Source organism: Zunongwangia mangrovi (assembly GCF_900112105.1).
Taxonomy (GTDB): domain Bacteria; phylum Bacteroidota; class Bacteroidia; order Flavobacteriales; family Flavobacteriaceae; genus Zunongwangia; species Zunongwangia mangrovi.
In genome coordinates this window covers 381831-399493 of record NZ_FOKV01000003.1, presented here as the reverse complement: position 1 = coordinate 399493, position 17663 = coordinate 381831, and the positions used below count along the sequence as shown (strand labels likewise).

Below are 17663 nucleotides of genomic sequence, written 5' to 3'. Positions count from 1 at the left end.
CAAGTACTTTATAGATGAACAACCTTTTAGATAAAGCTGATAAATATGTTCTTGAATTATTCAAGGATAAACTCCCTAATACCTTTCTATATCACAATTACAAGCATACAGAAAGAGTTGTTAAAAGTACTGAAGAATTAATTGAACATTCTGAAATTAATGTTAAACAAGAAGAGGCACTTAAGCTCGCTGCATGGTTTCATGACACCGGATATACTAAGGGTCACGAGAAGCACGAAGAATCCAGTGTTAAGATCGCCAAAAACTTTTTAGAAGATAATAATGCTACCCAAGATCTCATTGATCAGGTTTCTAAATATATTCTGGCGACTAAGTTTAGCCACACACCGCAGGATATCGGAGAAATGATCATTAAAGATGCCGATTCTTCTCATTTTGCTAAAGATTATTACGAAGAAACCAGCGAACTTTTAAGGCAAGAATTGCAATTGCATAACCGTAAGAATTTCACTTCTAGTGAATGGATTATGGAGAATATTAAAATGCTGACTGAAAAGCATCAATTCTATACCGATTATGCACTAAAGAACTGGAATCACGCAAAAGAAGAGAATCTTTTAGATCTTGTTGAAAAGCAAAATAAAAGAGAGAAAAAACTAACCAAAGAAGAGCATAAAGCCCGACTAAAAGCTAAATACAAAAACGATAATCCAGAGCGAAGTATTCAAACTTTATTCAGGGTAACTTTACGAAATCATATCAAATTAAGTGATATTGCAGATACTAAGGCCAACATTTTACTTTCTGTAAATGCGATTATTATTTCTTTGGCAATCTCTAACCTTATTCCAAAATTAGATGCGGTAAGTAATCGCCACTTATTAATTCCTACGCTGGTTTTGGTACTTTTTAGCGTTGCTTCTATGATTCTTTCGATCATGTCTACTCGTCCAAATGTGACCAGCGGAGAATTCACCAAAGAGCAGGTTAAAAATCGTGATGTAAATCTTCTTTTCTTCGGAAATTTCCACAAAATGCCTTTCGATCTATTTAAATGGGGAATCAACGAAATGATTCAGGATAAAGATTATGTTTACGAATCGCTAATGCTCGATCTACACTTGTTAGGTAAAGTTTTACATCGTAAATATTTATTACTCAGATTGACCTATACTGTTTTTATGTTAGGAATTATTATCTCGGTAATTGCGTTTGTAATCGCTTTTTATCTGATGTGAATTATTGTTGAAATCCCAACAAAATAAGTTTAAAAAATTGCATCGATATTCGTTGAATATCAATGCAATTCTTCCATTAGATTTTCATAAGTGATAGGCTTTTCATGCTCTTTTTCCTCTGAAGTATATAAAATATTTACTCGAATTGCTTTAAGCCCAATTACACCCTGTACATCTTCCAGTTCTAAAAGCTCAAGTTCATCTCCTAAATATTTCTTAGCCTGAAGGTATTTTACGTAACGAACATATTCGCGTTCATCAGATTTTTGCGAATAAATAATAACGATCTTTCCTTTAGTGGTAATTCGTTCTTCTGTTCCTTTAATAAAGGCTTTATCGATACGCTTTTTAATGATTTCGTACCTGGCATTATAAGTACCATCAACATCAAATTTCTTTTCGTCCATTCTATAACGAATAGAGAGAGTCGTGTTATAGACTAAGATCAAAGAAGCCGCATCTAAGTGCATTGGAGTAGATTGCTGCAGGTGATAAAACCTGTTTTCCATCTCTACCATTGTCTTTATTTGCCACAATCTTAAATTAAAAAGATAGACTTTATTAAATGGCTTATTTTTGGTAAGCGATGGCCCTATATACATGTTATGATCTACCCCATCTGTCTTGTAACGCTCAAAATAATGCGGATAAATTTTCTGTGCTTCTAATTGTCGTTTATCCAGAAAACGAGACATTGTACGGTTGATCTGTTGTACGGTATCATCATAATCTTTACGATGATTGTAAATGATTCCGGTTTCGGGATTTAGCATTTCCCGATAATCGGCTACCATTTTTCTTATTTCCTCACTTTGCTTTTCTAAATGCTCCATTAATGGATTCACTTCGCGCTGCAAAAGACCAAAAATTTTCTGTTCACTGCTGGCATTTAGACTTTCATCGATATCAACTCTAAATTCCTTAATTCTAAACTTAACCTGTTCATAGATGGGAAGTTCTTCGATCTTATAAGCTTTATCAATAATTTCTAAAATGACATCCAATTGGTAGAGCAAATCCTTCTGAATGGCTTCATTTCTGGCATCACTACTCGCTACAATATCAATTTGTCCATATAAAGGATATACATCTTTAAAGACAATATCCTTAAAAGATGCAAGCCCATCACTATCGTAGTCACTTATAAATTTTCGAGCTTCACGCTCAAAAACCCATAAAACACTAGGATGAATAGAGGTACATTCACTTTGAATTACCGCTTTTACACGATTTTCGAAGTCATTTTTATTACGCTCAGAAGCTGTAATAATATAAGGTAAGATTTCATCTAGTTTCATCGCATTAATGCGGTTAAGCACATTTTTGCGATTAGCCACTAACTCTAATATTCCTACCAGGTTCCCGTTTTTGGCAAGCGGCGCTAAAATACAACTCTTAACATCGTTTGCTAGCAAATTTCTGGCTAGGAGGTTATCGTTCTCTCGTGCGTAAGCTTCTACATTTGGAATACTAAATTTCTTATTATCCTTGATTAGGCTATTAAAACTCTGCTCGCAAATTCCAGTTTTGCAGTCGCTTTCCAGATCGTCATTTAATATAAAACTCTTAGCCTTCAGCTTTGTTACCTTTTCAAAAGTCCTGTCTTCCATATTGTAACCCGTAAAGCCAACTCGAAGATCTGGAATCTTATAGATCGTTCTAAAAATTCGTTCCAGTTTATTTAATTCCTCTTTTTGAGCTGTTTTCTGAAAAAGTAAAGCTGTTTTCAATTCAGAAATAGCGTCTTCAACAGTAACATCGGTTAGATTTACGATCACAAAACCTTTAAAAACCCAACTACACGGCGGAAACTTTTCTTTCCACAAATCTATATTTTCAACATTTTGCAAAAGATCATCTACATCCTCTTGTGTGATCTCTTTCGCATCTTCTTTGGGGTATAATTCTACAAAATCGCCATTTAAACTTGCTCGATAATGTTTTTCAATTCCGTTTTCATCTGGAATATCATAATACGGTGGCCGCGAAAAATCGATATTAAAATCGTAGTATTTATTTAGAATATTAATACAGGCATTAATGTATGCCGCATTATCATCGATCTCACGCATACTTGGCTTAAAATCTTTTCCTGCGGCATCTATGATCTTCTTTAATCGATTAGAGTGATTAAAAAGAATATTATGATAAGGTATCGAAACTGCTTTTATCTCGTTATTGCTTAACACATTGGGAAAAAGATCATCTAACAGAATCTTTATAGGATCTTTGTATTTTTCTAAATCTTTGATATTATTGATCCCCTCGACGAGCTTTGGGTATTTTTCGATGTATCCCAGTAAACTTTTGATGTATTTTTTGGCAATAGGATTCTCCTCAACTTTAAGCCGATCTTCATATTGCTCTATTACTCTATGGAAGCTTATTGTTATATCCAGGGGGAAATCCTGCTTTTGCTCTTTCATTCTTTAAATTTATTTGGCCGTAAATTGATCTAAAAGTAAACTATTAGTACTATAAATATGTTCTAAAAAGTCTTAGAGTTTAAATTACAAAACTTTTGCAAGAATCACACCGCTTTCAACGATCAGTTCATTACTTTTGCACAAAATTAATATTTAATCATGCGAAAATTAATAGGAATAGCTAGTTTATTGGTTATACTAACCGGATGCGAAAAAGATCAGGGATATTCGATCTCAGGTAAAGCTGAAGGAATTGAGAATGGTAAAATGGTTTATGTTTCTGAAGTTAAGGAGCTAAACCAAAGACCAGCAAGAATCGACTCTACCTCTATTGAAAACGGAAAATTTGAACTTGATCTTGCTGATGTAGAAAACTCAAATTTAAGTGCTCTAGAAGTTGAAGGCGTTAATGGAATGGTTCTTTTTATTTCAGAGAATGAAAATATCGACTTCACTATTTACAAGGATAGCATCCAGGCTTCTAAGAAAAAAGGAGGTAAAGAAAACGAGCTTTTAAATGAATATTTAGAGCATTACCAGGCGATCAACAAAGAAGGAAACAAGCTTGGTGCAGAAATGAGAGCGGCTTATCAAAGTAAAGACTCTACAAAACTGGAAACTTTACAGGCAACGCAAAAAGAGATCATCGATAACGACAAGTTATTCAAAATGCAAATTGCTGAAGAAAATCCAGATTCATTTATCGCTATTATGGCAATTATGGATCTTCTTAGAGCTCAGCAACCAGATATCAAGAAAATCAAAGAACTTTATGCTTCATTGTCTGAGGATGTTAAAAATACTCCTTATGGAGAAATGATCGGGAAACAACTTGATACTATGAATGCTACTGAAATTGGTAGCGAAGCTCCAGATTTTAGCGGTCCAACTCCAGATGGTGAAGAATTAGCTTTAGCTGATGCTATGGGTAAAGTAACGATAATCGACTTTTGGGCAGCGTGGTGTAAACCTTGTAGACAGGAAAATCCAAACGTTGTAAAAGTGTACAACAAATACCACGATAAAGGTTTAAACATTATTAGCGTTTCTCTAGATAAGCCTAACGAAAAAGATAAATGGCTAAAAGCTATTGAAGACGATGGTCTTGTTTGGAATCATGTTTCTAATCTTAAGTTTTGGGACGAGCCAATCGCCAAAAAATACGGAATTCGTGCAATTCCTGCTACTTTCATTATCGACGAAAACGGAGTGATCGTAGATCGTGATGTTCGTGGTGAAGAAGCTTTAGACAAAAGAATTGGAGAACTTTTAGCAGCTGAATAAGTTCTTTCTTCTGGAAAATATTGAATTAAAAATCCCCGGCAAAACCGGGGATTTTTTTATTTAACTAACTAATTAAGAATCTGAAGTAACTTCAGATTAATATAACTGGAAACTTATATTCACGTTTATACTAACTTCCATTTCACCAGGAGCTATAGTTTGCTGATCTGACTGAGAAGAAGATTTCATTTCAGCCATTCTCAAAACTGGATAAGAATTTCCTCCATTTTCAGAAATCATTACCGCCTTACCAATTTTTTGATCTAATGGTGCTACCAAATCTTCAGCTTTTTTCTTAGCATCTAAAACGGCTTTTTTACGCGCTTCTTTTTGATATTCGCCAATTTTAGAAGAAGAAAATTCTACACCATTAATTCGGTTTAAACCATTTTTAAGTAAGCCCTGCATTATTTCTTCGTAATCTTTAAGATCTTCAAGTTTTATCGAAATTGCCTGATTGGCAACAAAAGTTTCTTCCTTAGTATTATAATCGACACGCTTATTAAGATTTACATATTCTGTTTGAATATTTTTTTCAGCAACTCCTTTCGATTTTAGATATTTAAAGATATTACTTGCAATTTTATCATTCTCTTTTTTAACCGCTTCAGCATCCAAACCTTCGGTTTCGATTCTAGAATTTATAGTTACCATATCGGGAACTACCATTACAGTTCCTTCCCCACTTACACTAACAGTATTTCTTTCGGTTGAATTTTGGGCGCTTATCCCCATGCTGGTGATGACCGCCAGTAATAGCACTAATTTTTTCATAAGATTGATCATTTTGTTTGGAAACTGTAATCCAAATACGATACCAAACTATATCTTTCCGCTACGATGAAGTAAAAATAATATAACGATCGGCGCAGCTAAAAGGATAACCATCATAAGATGAGCCTCTAACACAAATGGCGCTAAGATTATTGTTGATAAATAACCTCCAACAGCTCCACCAAAGTGGGCATCGTGACCTATGCTATCTCTTCTGCTTTTCATTCCGTAGATCGTATAAAGCAAATATCCAATACCAAATAAATAGGCAGGGATAGGAATAATAAAAAACAAGCCAAGCATCATATCGGGATTCAATAAAATGGCAGCGTAAAGAACTCCCATCACCGCACCACTGGCTCCTACCGCGGTATAATTATACTCATCTTTATGAAAATACAGCGATAACAAATTCCCTAACAGTAAACTAACTAAATAGACCACGATAAATCCGGTTGTCCCCAAATAATAAAGCACCGCATCAGCAAAAAAGTACAGCGTAAGCATATTCACGAATAAATGCGAATGGTCTACATGTAAAAATCCAGAAGTTAAGATTTGATATTTTTTACCACTTTTTATATCGGCGATATTAAACTTGTACTTGTGAAAGAACTCGGGATCATTAAACCCCTTAAAAGAAATGATCACGTTTGCCGCGATAATGATAATTGTTACCAATTCTAAATTGCCCATAGGTATTGCAGTTTAATTTCAAATATACCATATATTTGCTGAAAGTTTTTTTATGCAGGGATTTGTTTTCTGGCTTGTTTATCCTCTACTCTGGTTAATTTCAATCTTACCCTTTAGGCTTTTTTATTTATTCTCAGATCTGGTTTACATCTTGGTCTATCACATTGTTGGTTATCGTAAAAAAACTGTGGAAAACAATCTAAAATTGGCTTTTCCTGAAAAATCTGAAACCGAATTAAAAATCATTAAAAAGAAGTTTTATCATCACATGTGTGATATGTTCTTAGAAATGATAAAAACACTTACAATTTCTGAAGCCGAATTAAAAAAACGCTTTGTTTTTACTCAACCTGAAGATATTGAGACCCTAAACAATCTTGGTAAAGGAGTTTTAGTTATGTGTGGACATTATGCCAGTTACGAGTGGATGATCTCTATGGAAGTATACGGACTTAAACTTAAGGGACACGGAATCTATAAACGTATTAGAAATAAATACTTCGACAAGCTGGTAAAAGATATTCGCGGAAAATTTAATACTGAAATGATCGAATCTCACCGTGTAGTGAGCACCGTAGCCAGACATCAAAAAAATAACCTGAATGGTATCTACGGAATGATTGCCGATCAAACTCCGAAACGAGCAAATTATAAGTTCTGGACCGATTTTATGGGAATTAAAGTGCCATTTTTTACCGGAACTGAAAAGTTATCCAAGGATTTCGATATGCCGGTGTACTATCTTGAAGTCGAAAAAGTAAAACGAGGTTTCTATGAAGCCCGCCTAAAAAAGATCACCAATAATCCACAATCTGAGCCAGACTTTTCTATAACCACTTCCTTCCGTGACCGACTGGAAGCTCAAATCAAAGCCCATCCAGAATATTATCTATGGACGCACAAGCGCTTTAAACACCGCAATGCCCCCATCCCAGAGAATGCTGTTGTAAAATAGAGTTTATGTATTACAATTAACAATAATCAGTAAACAATTATCAGTTTTCTTTTCTAAATTGTCATTTCGACTGGAGTGTAGCGGAATGGAGAAATCTCTTTTCCGAATAAAAACAAGATCTCACCTATATGGTAGAGATGACAAAATCATGTCACTTCGAGTGGAAAATTTTGCAGTGTAACGTAGAAATTTGTTGTATCGAGAAGTCTTTTGCAGTAAGCAGTGAACAGTCCCAGTTTACAGTCCATAAATTCTCGATACAATTTTAATTCCGCTGTCAATCCATTAAAATCACTCAAACTGACAATCTATAATAATCTATTTATGAAGGTGTCACTTCGAGTGGCGAAGCTTGAAGTAAAACGGAAAGATTCGTTGTATCGAGAAGCGCTTTGAAAATGCCAATTTTATTGCTGTCCTCCATAAACTTAGTTCTCGAAACTATTTTAATTATGCTATCAATCCATTAAAATCGCTCGAAATGACAGGCGCTAAAAATCTTATTAACGAGATTGTCACTTCGAGTGGCGAATCTTGAAGTGAAATGGAAAGATTCGTTGTATCGAGAAGTGCTTTGAAAATGCCAATTTTATTGCTGTCCTCCATAAACTTAGTTCTCGAAACTATTTTAATTATGCTATCAATCCATTAAAATCGCTCGAAATGACAGGCGATAAAAATTTTATTAACGAAATTGTCTTTTCGAGTGACGAATCTTGAAGTAAAACGGAAAGATTAGTTGTATCGAGAAGTATTTTGAAAACGCCAATTTAATTTCCAATCTCGATAAAATCATAGTTCCACTCTTAAATCACACTGCCTTTAAAACTTTTTCTTGGCTAAATTCGGAAGTTTTTCAAACTCGGAATTGATCAAAGCAACTTTCTTTGCTTTAGACCATTTCTTTATTTTCTTCTCGAATAAAATAGCCTCTTCAACATCTTTAAATGTGTTGAAAAATTTCAGCTCAACAGGCCTTCTCTTATAAGTATAGGAATCAGGATATTTGCCTGAGTCATGTTCCTTCATCCGATGTTCCAGATTAGAAGTTACACCTGTATAATAGGTATTATCGTTGCAAAGTAATATGTAAACAAAGTACTGTTTCATTAATAATCATGCATGGCATATCAAGTGAATTTGAAGAACTAACTTAAATTTAGTTCTCGATACAATTTTAATTCCGCTATCACTCCATTAAAACCACTCGAACTGACAGCCAAAAAAATTCTTATTTACGAAATTGTCACTTCGAGTGACGAATCTTGAAGTAAAACGGAAAGATTCGTTGTATCGAGAAGTGCTTTGAAAACCCCAATTTAATTTTGGGATCTCCATATTTGCTTGTTTATTAAATTTAATACTTCGAAAATTTACTCAAACTGCTCCTGCTAACTGCTCACCGTAAACTATTAATTTCCAAACGTTCACCGTAAACTGCAAACTGTTAACCAAAAACCACCTACCCAACGATCTCCTTAATTTCACTAATCATTTGCTGTGCAAGTTCATCAGCTTTTTGTTGTGATTTGGCTTCGGTATAAATTCTAATAATAGGCTCTGTATTCGATTTTCTTAAGTGTACCCAATTTTCTGGAAAGTCAATTTTCACCCCGTCTACCGTGCTAATTTCTTCATTTGCATATTTCTCTTCCATCGCTTTTAAAATAGCATCAACATCTATTTGCGGAGTTAATTCAATTTTATTTTTGCTCATGTAATAGGCAGGATATTCAGCTCGCAGCTCAGAAACTTTTACTTTCTTTTCAGCTAAATGTGTTAAAAACAAAGCCACACCCACTAAACTATCACGCCCGTAATGCGCTTCAGGATAAATAATTCCGCCATTCCCTTCTCCGCCAATAACCGCATTAGATTCTTTCATTAGCGTTACCACATTTACTTCGCCAACCGCGCTGGCTTTATAACTTCCGCCATGTTTTTGCGTAACATCACGTAAAGCTCTGGAAGACGATAAATTACTAACCGTATCACCCGGAATTTTCCCAAGTACATAATCGGCACAGGCCACTAAGGTATATTCCTCGCCAAACATTTCTCCGGTTTCATCGATAAACGCCAAACGATCTACATCTGGATCTACCACCACTCCAAAATCGGCACTTTCTTTCTTTACCAATTCACAAATATCAGCAAGATGCTCTTTTAAAGGCTCGGGATTATGAGGGAAGTGGCCGTTGGGTTCGCAGTATAATTCAACCACTTCAGCACCCAATTGCTTAAGAAGTTTTGGGATCGCAATTCCGCCGGTAGAGTTCACCGCATCTACAACAACTTTAAACTTAGCCGACTTAATCTTCTCTGCATCTACCAACTTCAGTTTTAAAACTTCTTCGATATGTCGATCGATGTAATCGTCGATTTTGGTAATTTTCCCAAGATCGTCGACTTCAGCAAAATTAAAATCATCACTTTCAGCAATTTCAAGAATTTTCGCTCCGTCTTCTCCGCTTAAAAATTCACCTTTATTATTCAGCAATTTTAATGCATTCCATTGTTTAGGATTGTGGCTAGCCGTAAGAATAATTCCGCCATCAGCATTTTCTAAAGGCACTGCAACTTCAACTGTTGGTGTTGTAGAAAGATCGATATCTACCACATCGATTCCTAAACCAACCAAAGTATTTACCGTAAGTTGTTGAATCATACTCCCAGAAATCCTGGCGTCACGACCAATTACTACTTTTAAGTTTTCTTTATCTGAAGTCCATTTTAACCAGGTTCCGTAAGCTGCAGCAAATTTCACGGTATCGATTGGCGTTAAGTTATCGCCAATTTTACCACCAATAGTCCCACGAATTCCTGAAATAGATTTTATTAAGCTCATGTTGTAAGTTTGTTTGTTTCCAAGGGCTTTTTTTGGCCCTATTACAAATATAGCAGGATGTCACGCCTCCTCAAAATCTTAACAAAACTTAAAGAAGTAGAATCGTTATATTGTGGCAATGAATTATCTGGCCCACATCTACCTCTCTGGAAATAATGACATGCTAAAAATCGGTAATTTTATAGCCGATTCTGTAAAAGGAAAGCAATATTTAGACTATCCAAAAGCCGTACAACAGGGAATCACTTTACATCGAAACATCGACGAGTTTACAGATTCCCATCCTATCGTTCATCATAGTGTTCATAGGCTTTTCGATAAATATTCACATTACAGTACGGTGATCGTCGATATATTATATGATCATTTTTTAGCTGCAAACTGGAGTGATTTTCACGAGATGAAATTAGAAGATTACAGCCAGGATTTTTATGATCTTATTCAGCGTAATCCCCAGGTTTTGCCAAAGCGAGTAAAAAACTTTATGCCATACATGATAGAGCATAACTGGCTGGTAACTTATTCTACGATCGATGGCATTGGACTTATTTTATCGCAAATGAACCAGCGCACCAAGTTTAGATCGAAAATGGACCAATCTGTAAACGAGCTTAGAGCGTTTTACGATGAATTTAAAGATGAATTCTATAGATTTTTTGCTGAACTTGAAGCTTTTTCAGAAAAAAGGAAAAAAGAACTACTGGAACAGTAATTGCTAATCGAAATTCAACAAAATTATTCAAATTTAGATTGAAATTAACAATGGTGAAACTTTGCTTACTTTTTAGTTAGCAATGCATTGAGTAACTTTGCGATCTTGATGAAAAATATGACGAAAACTGAAGAAAAAATAGAGGTTTTAGGAGCCAGAGTTCATAATTTAAAAAATATTGATGTCGAAATTCCCCGCGAAAAGTTAGTCGTGATCACGGGACTTTCAGGCTCCGGGAAATCTTCCCTTGCTTTTGATACGATCTATGCTGAAGGTCAGCGTCGTTATATCGAAACATTTTCTGCCTATGCTCGCCAGTTTCTTGGCGGTTTAGAGCGCCCTGATGTAGATAAAATTGAAGGTCTTTCTCCTGTTATTGCGATCGAACAAAAAACTACGAGTAAGAATCCGCGTAGTACGGTAGGAACGATTACCGAAATTTACGATTTCTTAAGGCTACTTTTTGCCCGCGCCGGTGAAGCTTACAGTTACAACACAGGCGAGAAAATGGTAAGTTATACCGATAATCAGATCAAGGATTTGATCATCGAACATTATAAAGATAAACGTGTAAGTGTTTTGGCTCCGGTAATTAGATCCAGAAAAGGACATTACCGTGAGTTATTCGAGAATATCGCCAAACAGGGTTTTGTAAAAGTGAGAACCAATGGTGAAATTCGGGATATCGTAAAAGGCATGAAGCTGGATCGATATAAAACGCATGATATCGAGATCGTGATCGATCGTTTAAAGATCGACGATAATACCGATGCACAAAAACGTTTGGACGAAAGTATAAAAACCGCCATGTATCACGGCGACGATGTACTTATGATCATGGAGCAGGAAACCGGCGAGGTTCGATTTTTTAGTCGAAACTTAATGTGTCCTACCACCGGAATCTCGTATCCTAATCCAGAGCCAAATACATTTTCATTCAACTCTCCAAAAGGTGCCTGCCCTAGCTGTAGCGGTATTGGGACGCTTTATAAAGTAAATGAAGATCGAATTATTCCAGATCGCTCTAAGTCGATTAAAAGCGGTGGATTAGCTCCACATGGGCCGCAAAAAAAGAACTGGGTATTCTCCCAACTTCAGCTTATCGCAGAACGTTTTGACTTTAGCCTGAACGATCCTATCGAAAAAATTCCGCAGGAAGCCATGAATATGATCATGTACGGCGGAAAAGAAAAATTCAGCAAAGAATCTAAAACCATAGGAATTACCAGAGAATATAAGATCGATTTTGAAGGCGTTGCTACCTTTATCGAAGAGACTTATAAAAATAATGACTCTAGTTCTTTACGTCGCTGGGCGAAAGAATATATGGATAAGATCGAATGCCCAAGCTGTAACGGTACAAGGCTGAAGAAAGAATCGCTTTATTTTAAGATCGACGAAAAAAATATCGCTGAATTAGCGAATCTTGATATTAGTGATTTAGTAGCACTTTTTGAAGATCTTGAAGACCGACTTTCAGAAAAACAAAAAAAGATCGCTACTGAAGTGGTTAAAGAAATTAGAACACGACTCAAATTCTTAGAAGATGTTGGGCTTACCTATTTAAACTTAAACCGAAGCTCAAAAAGTTTATCGGGTGGTGAAGCGCAACGAATAAGACTGGCTACGCAAATTGGTTCGCAATTGGTTGGTGTACTTTATATCTTAGATGAACCAAGTATTGGTTTGCATCAGCGTGATAACGAGAAACTGATCAACTCTCTGGTTTCTTTACGTGATATTGGGAACTCTGTGATCGTGGTAGAACACGATAAGGACATGATCGAGCGTGCAGATCATGTGATCGATATTGGCCCAAAAGCCGGGAAGCATGGTGGTGAGATCATTAGCCAGGGACCACCTTCAGAAATGCAAAAGAATAGAACGCTTACTGCCGATTATCTAAGTGGAAAACGAGAAATTGCGGTTCCTAAGGAAAGAAGAAAAGGAAACGGGAAGAAAATCAAACTCACCGGCGCAACAGGAAATAACCTGAAGAATGTTTCGATTGAATTTCCATTAGGTAAAATGATCGCTGTTACGGGAGTTTCTGGAAGTGGAAAATCTACCTTGATCAACGAGACGCTTTACCCAATCATGAACGCGCATTATTTCAATGGTGTTAAAGAGCCTAAACCTTATAAAAAAATCAAAGGTTTAGATCATATCGATAAAGTGATCGACATCAATCAGTCGCCAATTGGGCGTACACCAAGAAGTAACCCGGCGACATATACCGGTGTTTTTTCTGAAATTAGAAGTCTTTTCGCTAAAACTCCTGAAGCTTTAATTAGAGGATATAAACCGGGAAGATTCAGTTTTAATGTAAAAGGTGGGCGCTGTGAAACCTGTAAAGGTGGCGGACTTCGAGTGATCGAGATGAACTTCTTACCCGATGTTTATGTTGAATGTGAAACCTGCCACGGAAAAAGATTTAACCGTGAAACTTTAGAAATTCGGTATAAAGGAAAGTCTATTGCAGATGTGTTAGAAATGACCATCGATGAAGCTACAGATTTCTTTGAACCTATCCCGAAGATCTTTAGAAAATTGAATACCATCAAAAATGTTGGTTTAGGCTATGTTACGCTTGGGCAGCAAAGTACTACACTTTCTGGTGGTGAAGCGCAACGTATAAAATTAGCTACAGAATTATCTAAACGTGATACCGGAAATACTTTTTATATTTTAGACGAACCAACAACCGGACTTCATTTTGAAGATATTAGAGTTTTAATGGAAGTCCTGAATAAATTAACCAACAAAGGAAATACTGTTTTAATTATCGAGCATAATCTGGATGTTATAAAAATGGCAGACCATATTATCGATATTGGCCCTGAAGGTGGTAAAGGCGGCGGCGAAGTAATCGTAACCGGCACACCTGAAGAAGTTGCCAAAAACAAAAAAAGCCACACGGCAAGATTCCTTAAAAAAGAACTTAAATAAAATAATTATGATTCCGAGCAATCCGGATGACGATAGTTATCTGAATTAAAACGGAACATTTAATCCCGATTATCGGGTAAAAGATTAAAAGAATGATACCAAAACAAGGAGGAAAAACCTGGAATGAGATAAAAACAAATGATAGCTGGGCGATCTTTAAGATTATGGGCGAATTTGTAAACGGATACGAAAAACTGAGTCAGATTGGCCCATGTGTTTCGATATTCGGTTCTGCTCGTACAAAACCAGATATGAAGTATTATAAGCTTACTGAAGATGTTGCCAAAAAGATCGTAGATCATGGCTACGGAATTATTACCGGTGGTGGTCCCGGAATCATGGAAGCAGGAAACAAAGGCGCTCACCTTGCCGGAGGAACATCTGTAGGACTTAATATTGAATTACCTTTCGAGCAGCACGACAATCCATATATCGATAATGATAAGAGTTTAGATTTCGATTATTTCTTCGTGAGAAAAGTGATGTTTGTAAAATACTCACAGGGCTTTGTAGTAATGCCGGGCGGTTTTGGAACTTTAGATGAATTATTTGAAGCTATTACTTTAATTCAAACACATAAGATCGACAAATTCCCAATTATTTTAGTGGGAAGCGAATTTTGGAGCGGTTTGGTAGACTGGATAAAAACAACGTTATTAGATAGCTTTAAGAATATTAGCGCTCCAGATATGGATCTTGTACAGGTTGTAGATACTCCAGAAGAAGTTATCGAAATTTTAGATAAATTCTATGATGAATACAATCTTAGCCCTAATTTCTAAACCAGACATTTATTGTTTTCGTAAATATGATAGAATTTAAAATGTAAAATTCCCCTTTGAGAACCCTTTTTGTACTTTTTTTTTGTTGCTTGTTGAAGATAGATGGTGTTGTGGCTCAGCATCAGATTTTAATAAACGCTGAGCTTAACAAAGAAGAAAGAACAATTTACATTGATCAACAACTTACTTATGTTAATACGGTCAAAGAGCCGATTAGGGAAATCTATCTTAATGATTGGGCAAATGCATTTAAAGACAAGAACACTCCCCTGGCCCGAAGGTTTGGGGAGGAATATGTTCGTAAATTTCATTTTTCTAAGCCAGAAGAAAAAGGCTATACAAGCCTAGAAAAAGTTACTTATAATAACAACGACCTTGTTTGGATCAGGCCACAAAATCATCCAGACATTTTAAGAGTTCTGCTGAATAAAAAGTTGCAACCTGGCGAAAAGATCAATTTAAAATTTAAGTATAGCGTAAAAATCCCCAGTGATAAATTTACTCGTTTTGGGGTGAGTAGCGACGGAAATTATAAACTAAAATTCTGGTATCTAACTCCTGCTGTTTATGATGGTGAATGGAAATTATATAGCCATAAAGATATTGGTGAGCAGTATACGCCACCGGCAAATTTAGATATTCAATTAGACGTTCCTACCGAATTCTTTCCATCTACTGCATTAAATATTTTTCATAATTATGCTGCCGGAAACCGCAGGCATATTAGACTAACTGGTGAAAATCGTGTAGAATCTGAGCTTTTACTTACACAAACTTACGAGCCAGAAACTTTACCTGTTGGGCAACATCAATTGGTAACCAATCTTGATGATGATGGATTACAACCTGAAATTAAAGATATTATTCTTACCCGCATCTTCGATTTTCTTCAGGAACGATTAGGAGAATATCCGCATCAAAAAATATTGATCACTAAAGAAGATTATTTAAAAAACCCGGTTTATGGCTTAAATCAATTACCCGATTTTATAAGACCTTTCCCAGATGGATTCAACTATGATATTCAGCAATTAAAAACGATTACCAATAACTTTTTAAGTAACAGTTTACTATTAGATCCGCAGCAAGATCAATGGGTTCATGATGCTATTGCGATCTGCTTAATGATCGATTATGTAGACCGTTATTATCCAAAAATGAAACTTATTGGTAGTCTTAGTAAGATTATTGGATTACGGTGGTTTCATGCAGCAGATTTAGAATTTAACGATCAATACCAATTTCTGTACATGAATATGGCCAGGCTAAATATTGATCAGCCGTTGGGAAGCAGCAAGGATTCATTGCTAAAATTCAATGTAAATATCGCTAATCCTTATAAAGCAGGAATTGGCATAAAATATTTGGAAGATTACCTGGGTAGTGAACCTGTAAAAAAAACTATTTCTGAATTCTATTCGGAAAACCGACTTCAACTTGGAACGAGACAGAATTTTGAATCGATATTACGCAAAAATGCCAATAAAAATTTAGACTGGTTTTTTGAAGACTACGTGAATACTAGAAAAAAAATAGACTTTAAAATATCGAAACTTAAAAAGAGTAAAGACTCCCTTAAGGTTACCATTAAAAATAAGCGAGACAATAATATGCCAGTTTCGCTCTACGGGATTAAAGACGACCAGATCATTTATAAAAGATGGGTAGATAATATTGGCAAAGAAAAGCAAGTAACGATCCCAAGAAATGATGCTGAACGAATTGCGCTTAATTACGAGCAGGTAATCCCAGAATATAATCAGCGTAATAATTTTCGAGGCGTTAGTAAACTCTTTAATAAACCAATTCAATTTAGATTATTAGAAGATATTGAGGATCCAAAATATGCGCAGGTATTCTTCACGCCAGAATTTGATTATAACCTATACGACGGAATCTCTATTGGTCCAAAAATGTACAACACCACATTTTTGGCCAAAGATCTTAGTTTTAGAATTTCGCCTAAATACGGTTTTAATAGTAACACCGTAGTAGGAAGTGCTAATATTAGTTACACCTGGCGCTACGACAATCAGGATCTAAGAACTATTCGTATGGGAATTGGCGGAAACCGATTTTCTTACGGCTACGATCTTTTTTATCGCAGATATACCCCTTACCTAAATTTTGTATTTAGACCGCAAAATCTTAGAAATAATGAGAGACAAAGTTTATCGATTAGAAATATTAATGTAGATCGCGATGAAAATCCTTTCGATCAAACCCAAACATCACCTAATTACAATGTTTTTAATGTGCGTTATGGCTATGGAAACTCTTATCTGGTGGATCGTACTTCAGCAGTGATCGATTATCAACTGGCAGAAAATTTCAGTAAAGTCTCACTAAGCCTTCAGTATAGAAAATTGTTTAAAAACAATCGCCAGATCAATCTTCGGTTTTATGGTGGTACTTTTATTTATAGTGATCTTCAGCAAGATGCAGATTATTTCAGCTTTGCTTTAGACAGGCCAACAGATTATCTTTTCGATTATAATTACTACGGAAGAAGCGAAGGTGATGGTCTATTTAGCCAGCAGATCATTATGGCTGAAGGTGGTTTTAAATCGCAGGTAATGCCAGAATATGCCAACCAATGGATTACTACTGTGAACGCCAGCACCAATATTTGGAAATGGATCTTTGCTTATGGTGATGCAGGAATAGTAAAAAACAGAGGCGAAAATAGCCAATTTCTATATGACTCTGGTGTTCGCGTGGCACTTGTTGAAGATTATTTTGAAGTTTTTTTCCCAGTTTACTCTAATCTGGCTTGGGAGATCGCTCAGCCAGATTACGATCAAAAAATACGATTTATTGTATCGCTGGATATCAATACGTTAATCAGGCTTTTTACCCGTAGATGGTATTGATATTAAAGTTTTTTGCACCAATTTTTTTTATAAGTAAATTTTAAAGAATTCAATAAAAACGAAAAATCACGAATATTTTTTAAATAATTTCAATTTAACCAATGTTAAAATATGTTATATTTAAAATATAAGGATTTTTATGAATTGTGTATAATTCTAATTTTA

The 17663-nt window shown here is 35.6% G+C and carries 12 protein-coding genes; 7 read left to right on the top strand and 5 right to left on the bottom strand.

The features are described from left to right. Window positions 1-14: 14 nt before the first annotated feature. Complete coding sequence (locus BM201_RS10100) at window positions 15-1199, top strand: Pycsar system effector family protein (protein WP_092542196.1); 1185 nt, start codon at window positions 15-17, stop codon at window positions 1197-1199. 59 nt (window positions 1200-1258) lie between these two features. Here the strand turns inward: BM201_RS10100 and BM201_RS10095 are convergent, their stop codons facing one another. Beyond that, the gene (locus BM201_RS10095; RefSeq protein WP_092542194.1) at window positions 1259-3625 is read right to left on the bottom strand and encodes a GAF domain-containing protein; all 2367 of its coding nucleotides are present in this window, start codon (window positions 3623-3625) and stop codon (window positions 1259-1261) included. 159 nt (window positions 3626-3784) lie between these two features. On the opposite strand from BM201_RS10095, the gene BM201_RS10090 reads away from it, so the two are divergent. Then, complete coding sequence (locus BM201_RS10090) at window positions 3785-4909, top strand: TlpA disulfide reductase family protein (RefSeq protein ID WP_092542192.1); 1125 nt, start codon at window positions 3785-3787, stop codon at window positions 4907-4909. 96 nt (window positions 4910-5005) lie between these two features. Here BM201_RS10090 and BM201_RS10085 read toward each other — a convergent pair whose 3' ends face one another. Together BM201_RS10085 and BM201_RS10080 are read right to left on the bottom strand one after the other, a co-directional pair. After that, a complete protein-coding gene (locus BM201_RS10085) occupies window positions 5006-5683 on the bottom strand; it encodes an SIMPL domain-containing protein (protein ID WP_092542351.1) in 678 nt (225 codons plus the stop codon). 48 nt (window positions 5684-5731) lie between these two features. After that, the gene (locus BM201_RS10080) at window positions 5732-6379 is read right to left on the bottom strand and encodes a rhomboid family intramembrane serine protease (RefSeq protein ID WP_092542191.1); all 648 of its coding nucleotides are present in this window, start codon (window positions 6377-6379) and stop codon (window positions 5732-5734) included. A 52-nt stretch (window positions 6380-6431) separates the two neighbouring features. On the opposite strand from BM201_RS10080, the gene BM201_RS10075 reads away from it, so the two are divergent. Further along, window positions 6432-7334, top strand: coding sequence for a lysophospholipid acyltransferase family protein (locus BM201_RS10075; RefSeq protein WP_092542189.1), 903 nt, complete (start codon window positions 6432-6434; stop codon window positions 7332-7334). A gap of 822 nt (window positions 7335-8156) precedes the next feature. Here BM201_RS10075 and BM201_RS10070 read toward each other — a convergent pair. Next, a complete protein-coding gene (locus BM201_RS10070) occupies window positions 8157-8444 on the bottom strand; it encodes a GIY-YIG nuclease family protein (protein ID WP_092542187.1) in 288 nt (95 codons plus the stop codon). 352 nt (window positions 8445-8796) lie between these two features. Then, window positions 8797-10182 carry a phosphoglucosamine mutase gene (glmM, locus tag BM201_RS10065; protein WP_092542185.1) on the bottom strand — a complete coding sequence of 462 codons (1386 nt, stop codon included), beginning with the start codon at window positions 10180-10182 and terminating at the stop codon, window positions 8797-8799. Window positions 10183-10300: 118 nt separating this feature from the next. Here glmM and BM201_RS10060 point away from each other — a divergent pair, with 118 nt between their 5' ends. From BM201_RS10060 to BM201_RS10045, 4 genes are all read left to right on the top strand, one after another. Beyond that, a complete protein-coding gene (locus BM201_RS10060; protein ID WP_092542183.1) occupies window positions 10301-10894 on the top strand; it encodes an acyl carrier protein phosphodiesterase in 594 nt (197 codons plus the stop codon). A gap of 117 nt (window positions 10895-11011) precedes the next feature. Then, window positions 11012-13843, top strand: a complete 2832-nt coding sequence (uvrA, locus tag BM201_RS10055) for an excinuclease ABC subunit UvrA (RefSeq protein ID WP_092542181.1) — start codon at window positions 11012-11014, stop codon at window positions 13841-13843. Between the two features lie 92 nt (window positions 13844-13935). Next, window positions 13936-14625, top strand: coding sequence for an LOG family protein (locus BM201_RS10050; RefSeq protein ID WP_092542179.1), 690 nt, complete (start codon window positions 13936-13938; stop codon window positions 14623-14625). A gap of 89 nt (window positions 14626-14714) precedes the next feature. Beyond that, the gene (locus BM201_RS10045; protein ID WP_245758617.1) at window positions 14715-17498 is read left to right on the top strand and encodes a gluzincin family metallopeptidase; all 2784 of its coding nucleotides are present in this window, start codon (window positions 14715-14717) and stop codon (window positions 17496-17498) included. The last annotated feature ends 165 nt before the right edge of the window (window positions 17499-17663 follow it).

Excerpts from the sequence above, each read along its gene's own strand:
- BM201_RS10075 (WP_092542189.1), top strand. The coding sequence starts at position 6,432 with ATGCAGGGATTTGTTTTCTGGCTTGTTTATCCTCTACTCTGGTTAATT.
- glmM (WP_092542185.1), bottom strand. The coding sequence starts at position 10,182 with ATGAGCTTAATAAAATCTATTTCAGGAATTCGTGGGACTATTGGTGGT.
- uvrA (WP_092542181.1), top strand. The coding sequence starts at position 11,012 with ATGACGAAAACTGAAGAAAAAATAGAGGTTTTAGGAGCCAGAGTTCAT.
- BM201_RS10090 (WP_092542192.1), top strand. The coding sequence starts at position 3,785 with ATGCGAAAATTAATAGGAATAGCTAGTTTATTGGTTATACTAACCGGA.
- BM201_RS10100 (WP_092542196.1), top strand. The coding sequence starts at position 15 with ATGAACAACCTTTTAGATAAAGCTGATAAATATGTTCTTGAATTATTC.
- BM201_RS10070 (WP_092542187.1), bottom strand. The coding sequence starts at position 8,444 with ATGAAACAGTACTTTGTTTACATATTACTTTGCAACGATAATACCTAT.
- BM201_RS10060 (WP_092542183.1), top strand. The coding sequence starts at position 10,301 with ATGAATTATCTGGCCCACATCTACCTCTCTGGAAATAATGACATGCTA.
- BM201_RS10080 (WP_092542191.1), bottom strand. The coding sequence starts at position 6,379 with ATGGGCAATTTAGAATTGGTAACAATTATCATTATCGCGGCAAACGTG.
- BM201_RS10050 (WP_092542179.1), top strand. The coding sequence starts at position 13,936 with ATGATACCAAAACAAGGAGGAAAAACCTGGAATGAGATAAAAACAAAT.
- BM201_RS10085 (WP_092542351.1), bottom strand. The coding sequence starts at position 5,683 with ATGAAAAAATTAGTGCTATTACTGGCGGTCATCACCAGCATGGGGATA.
- BM201_RS10095 (WP_092542194.1), bottom strand. The coding sequence starts at position 3,625 with ATGAAAGAGCAAAAGCAGGATTTCCCCCTGGATATAACAATAAGCTTC.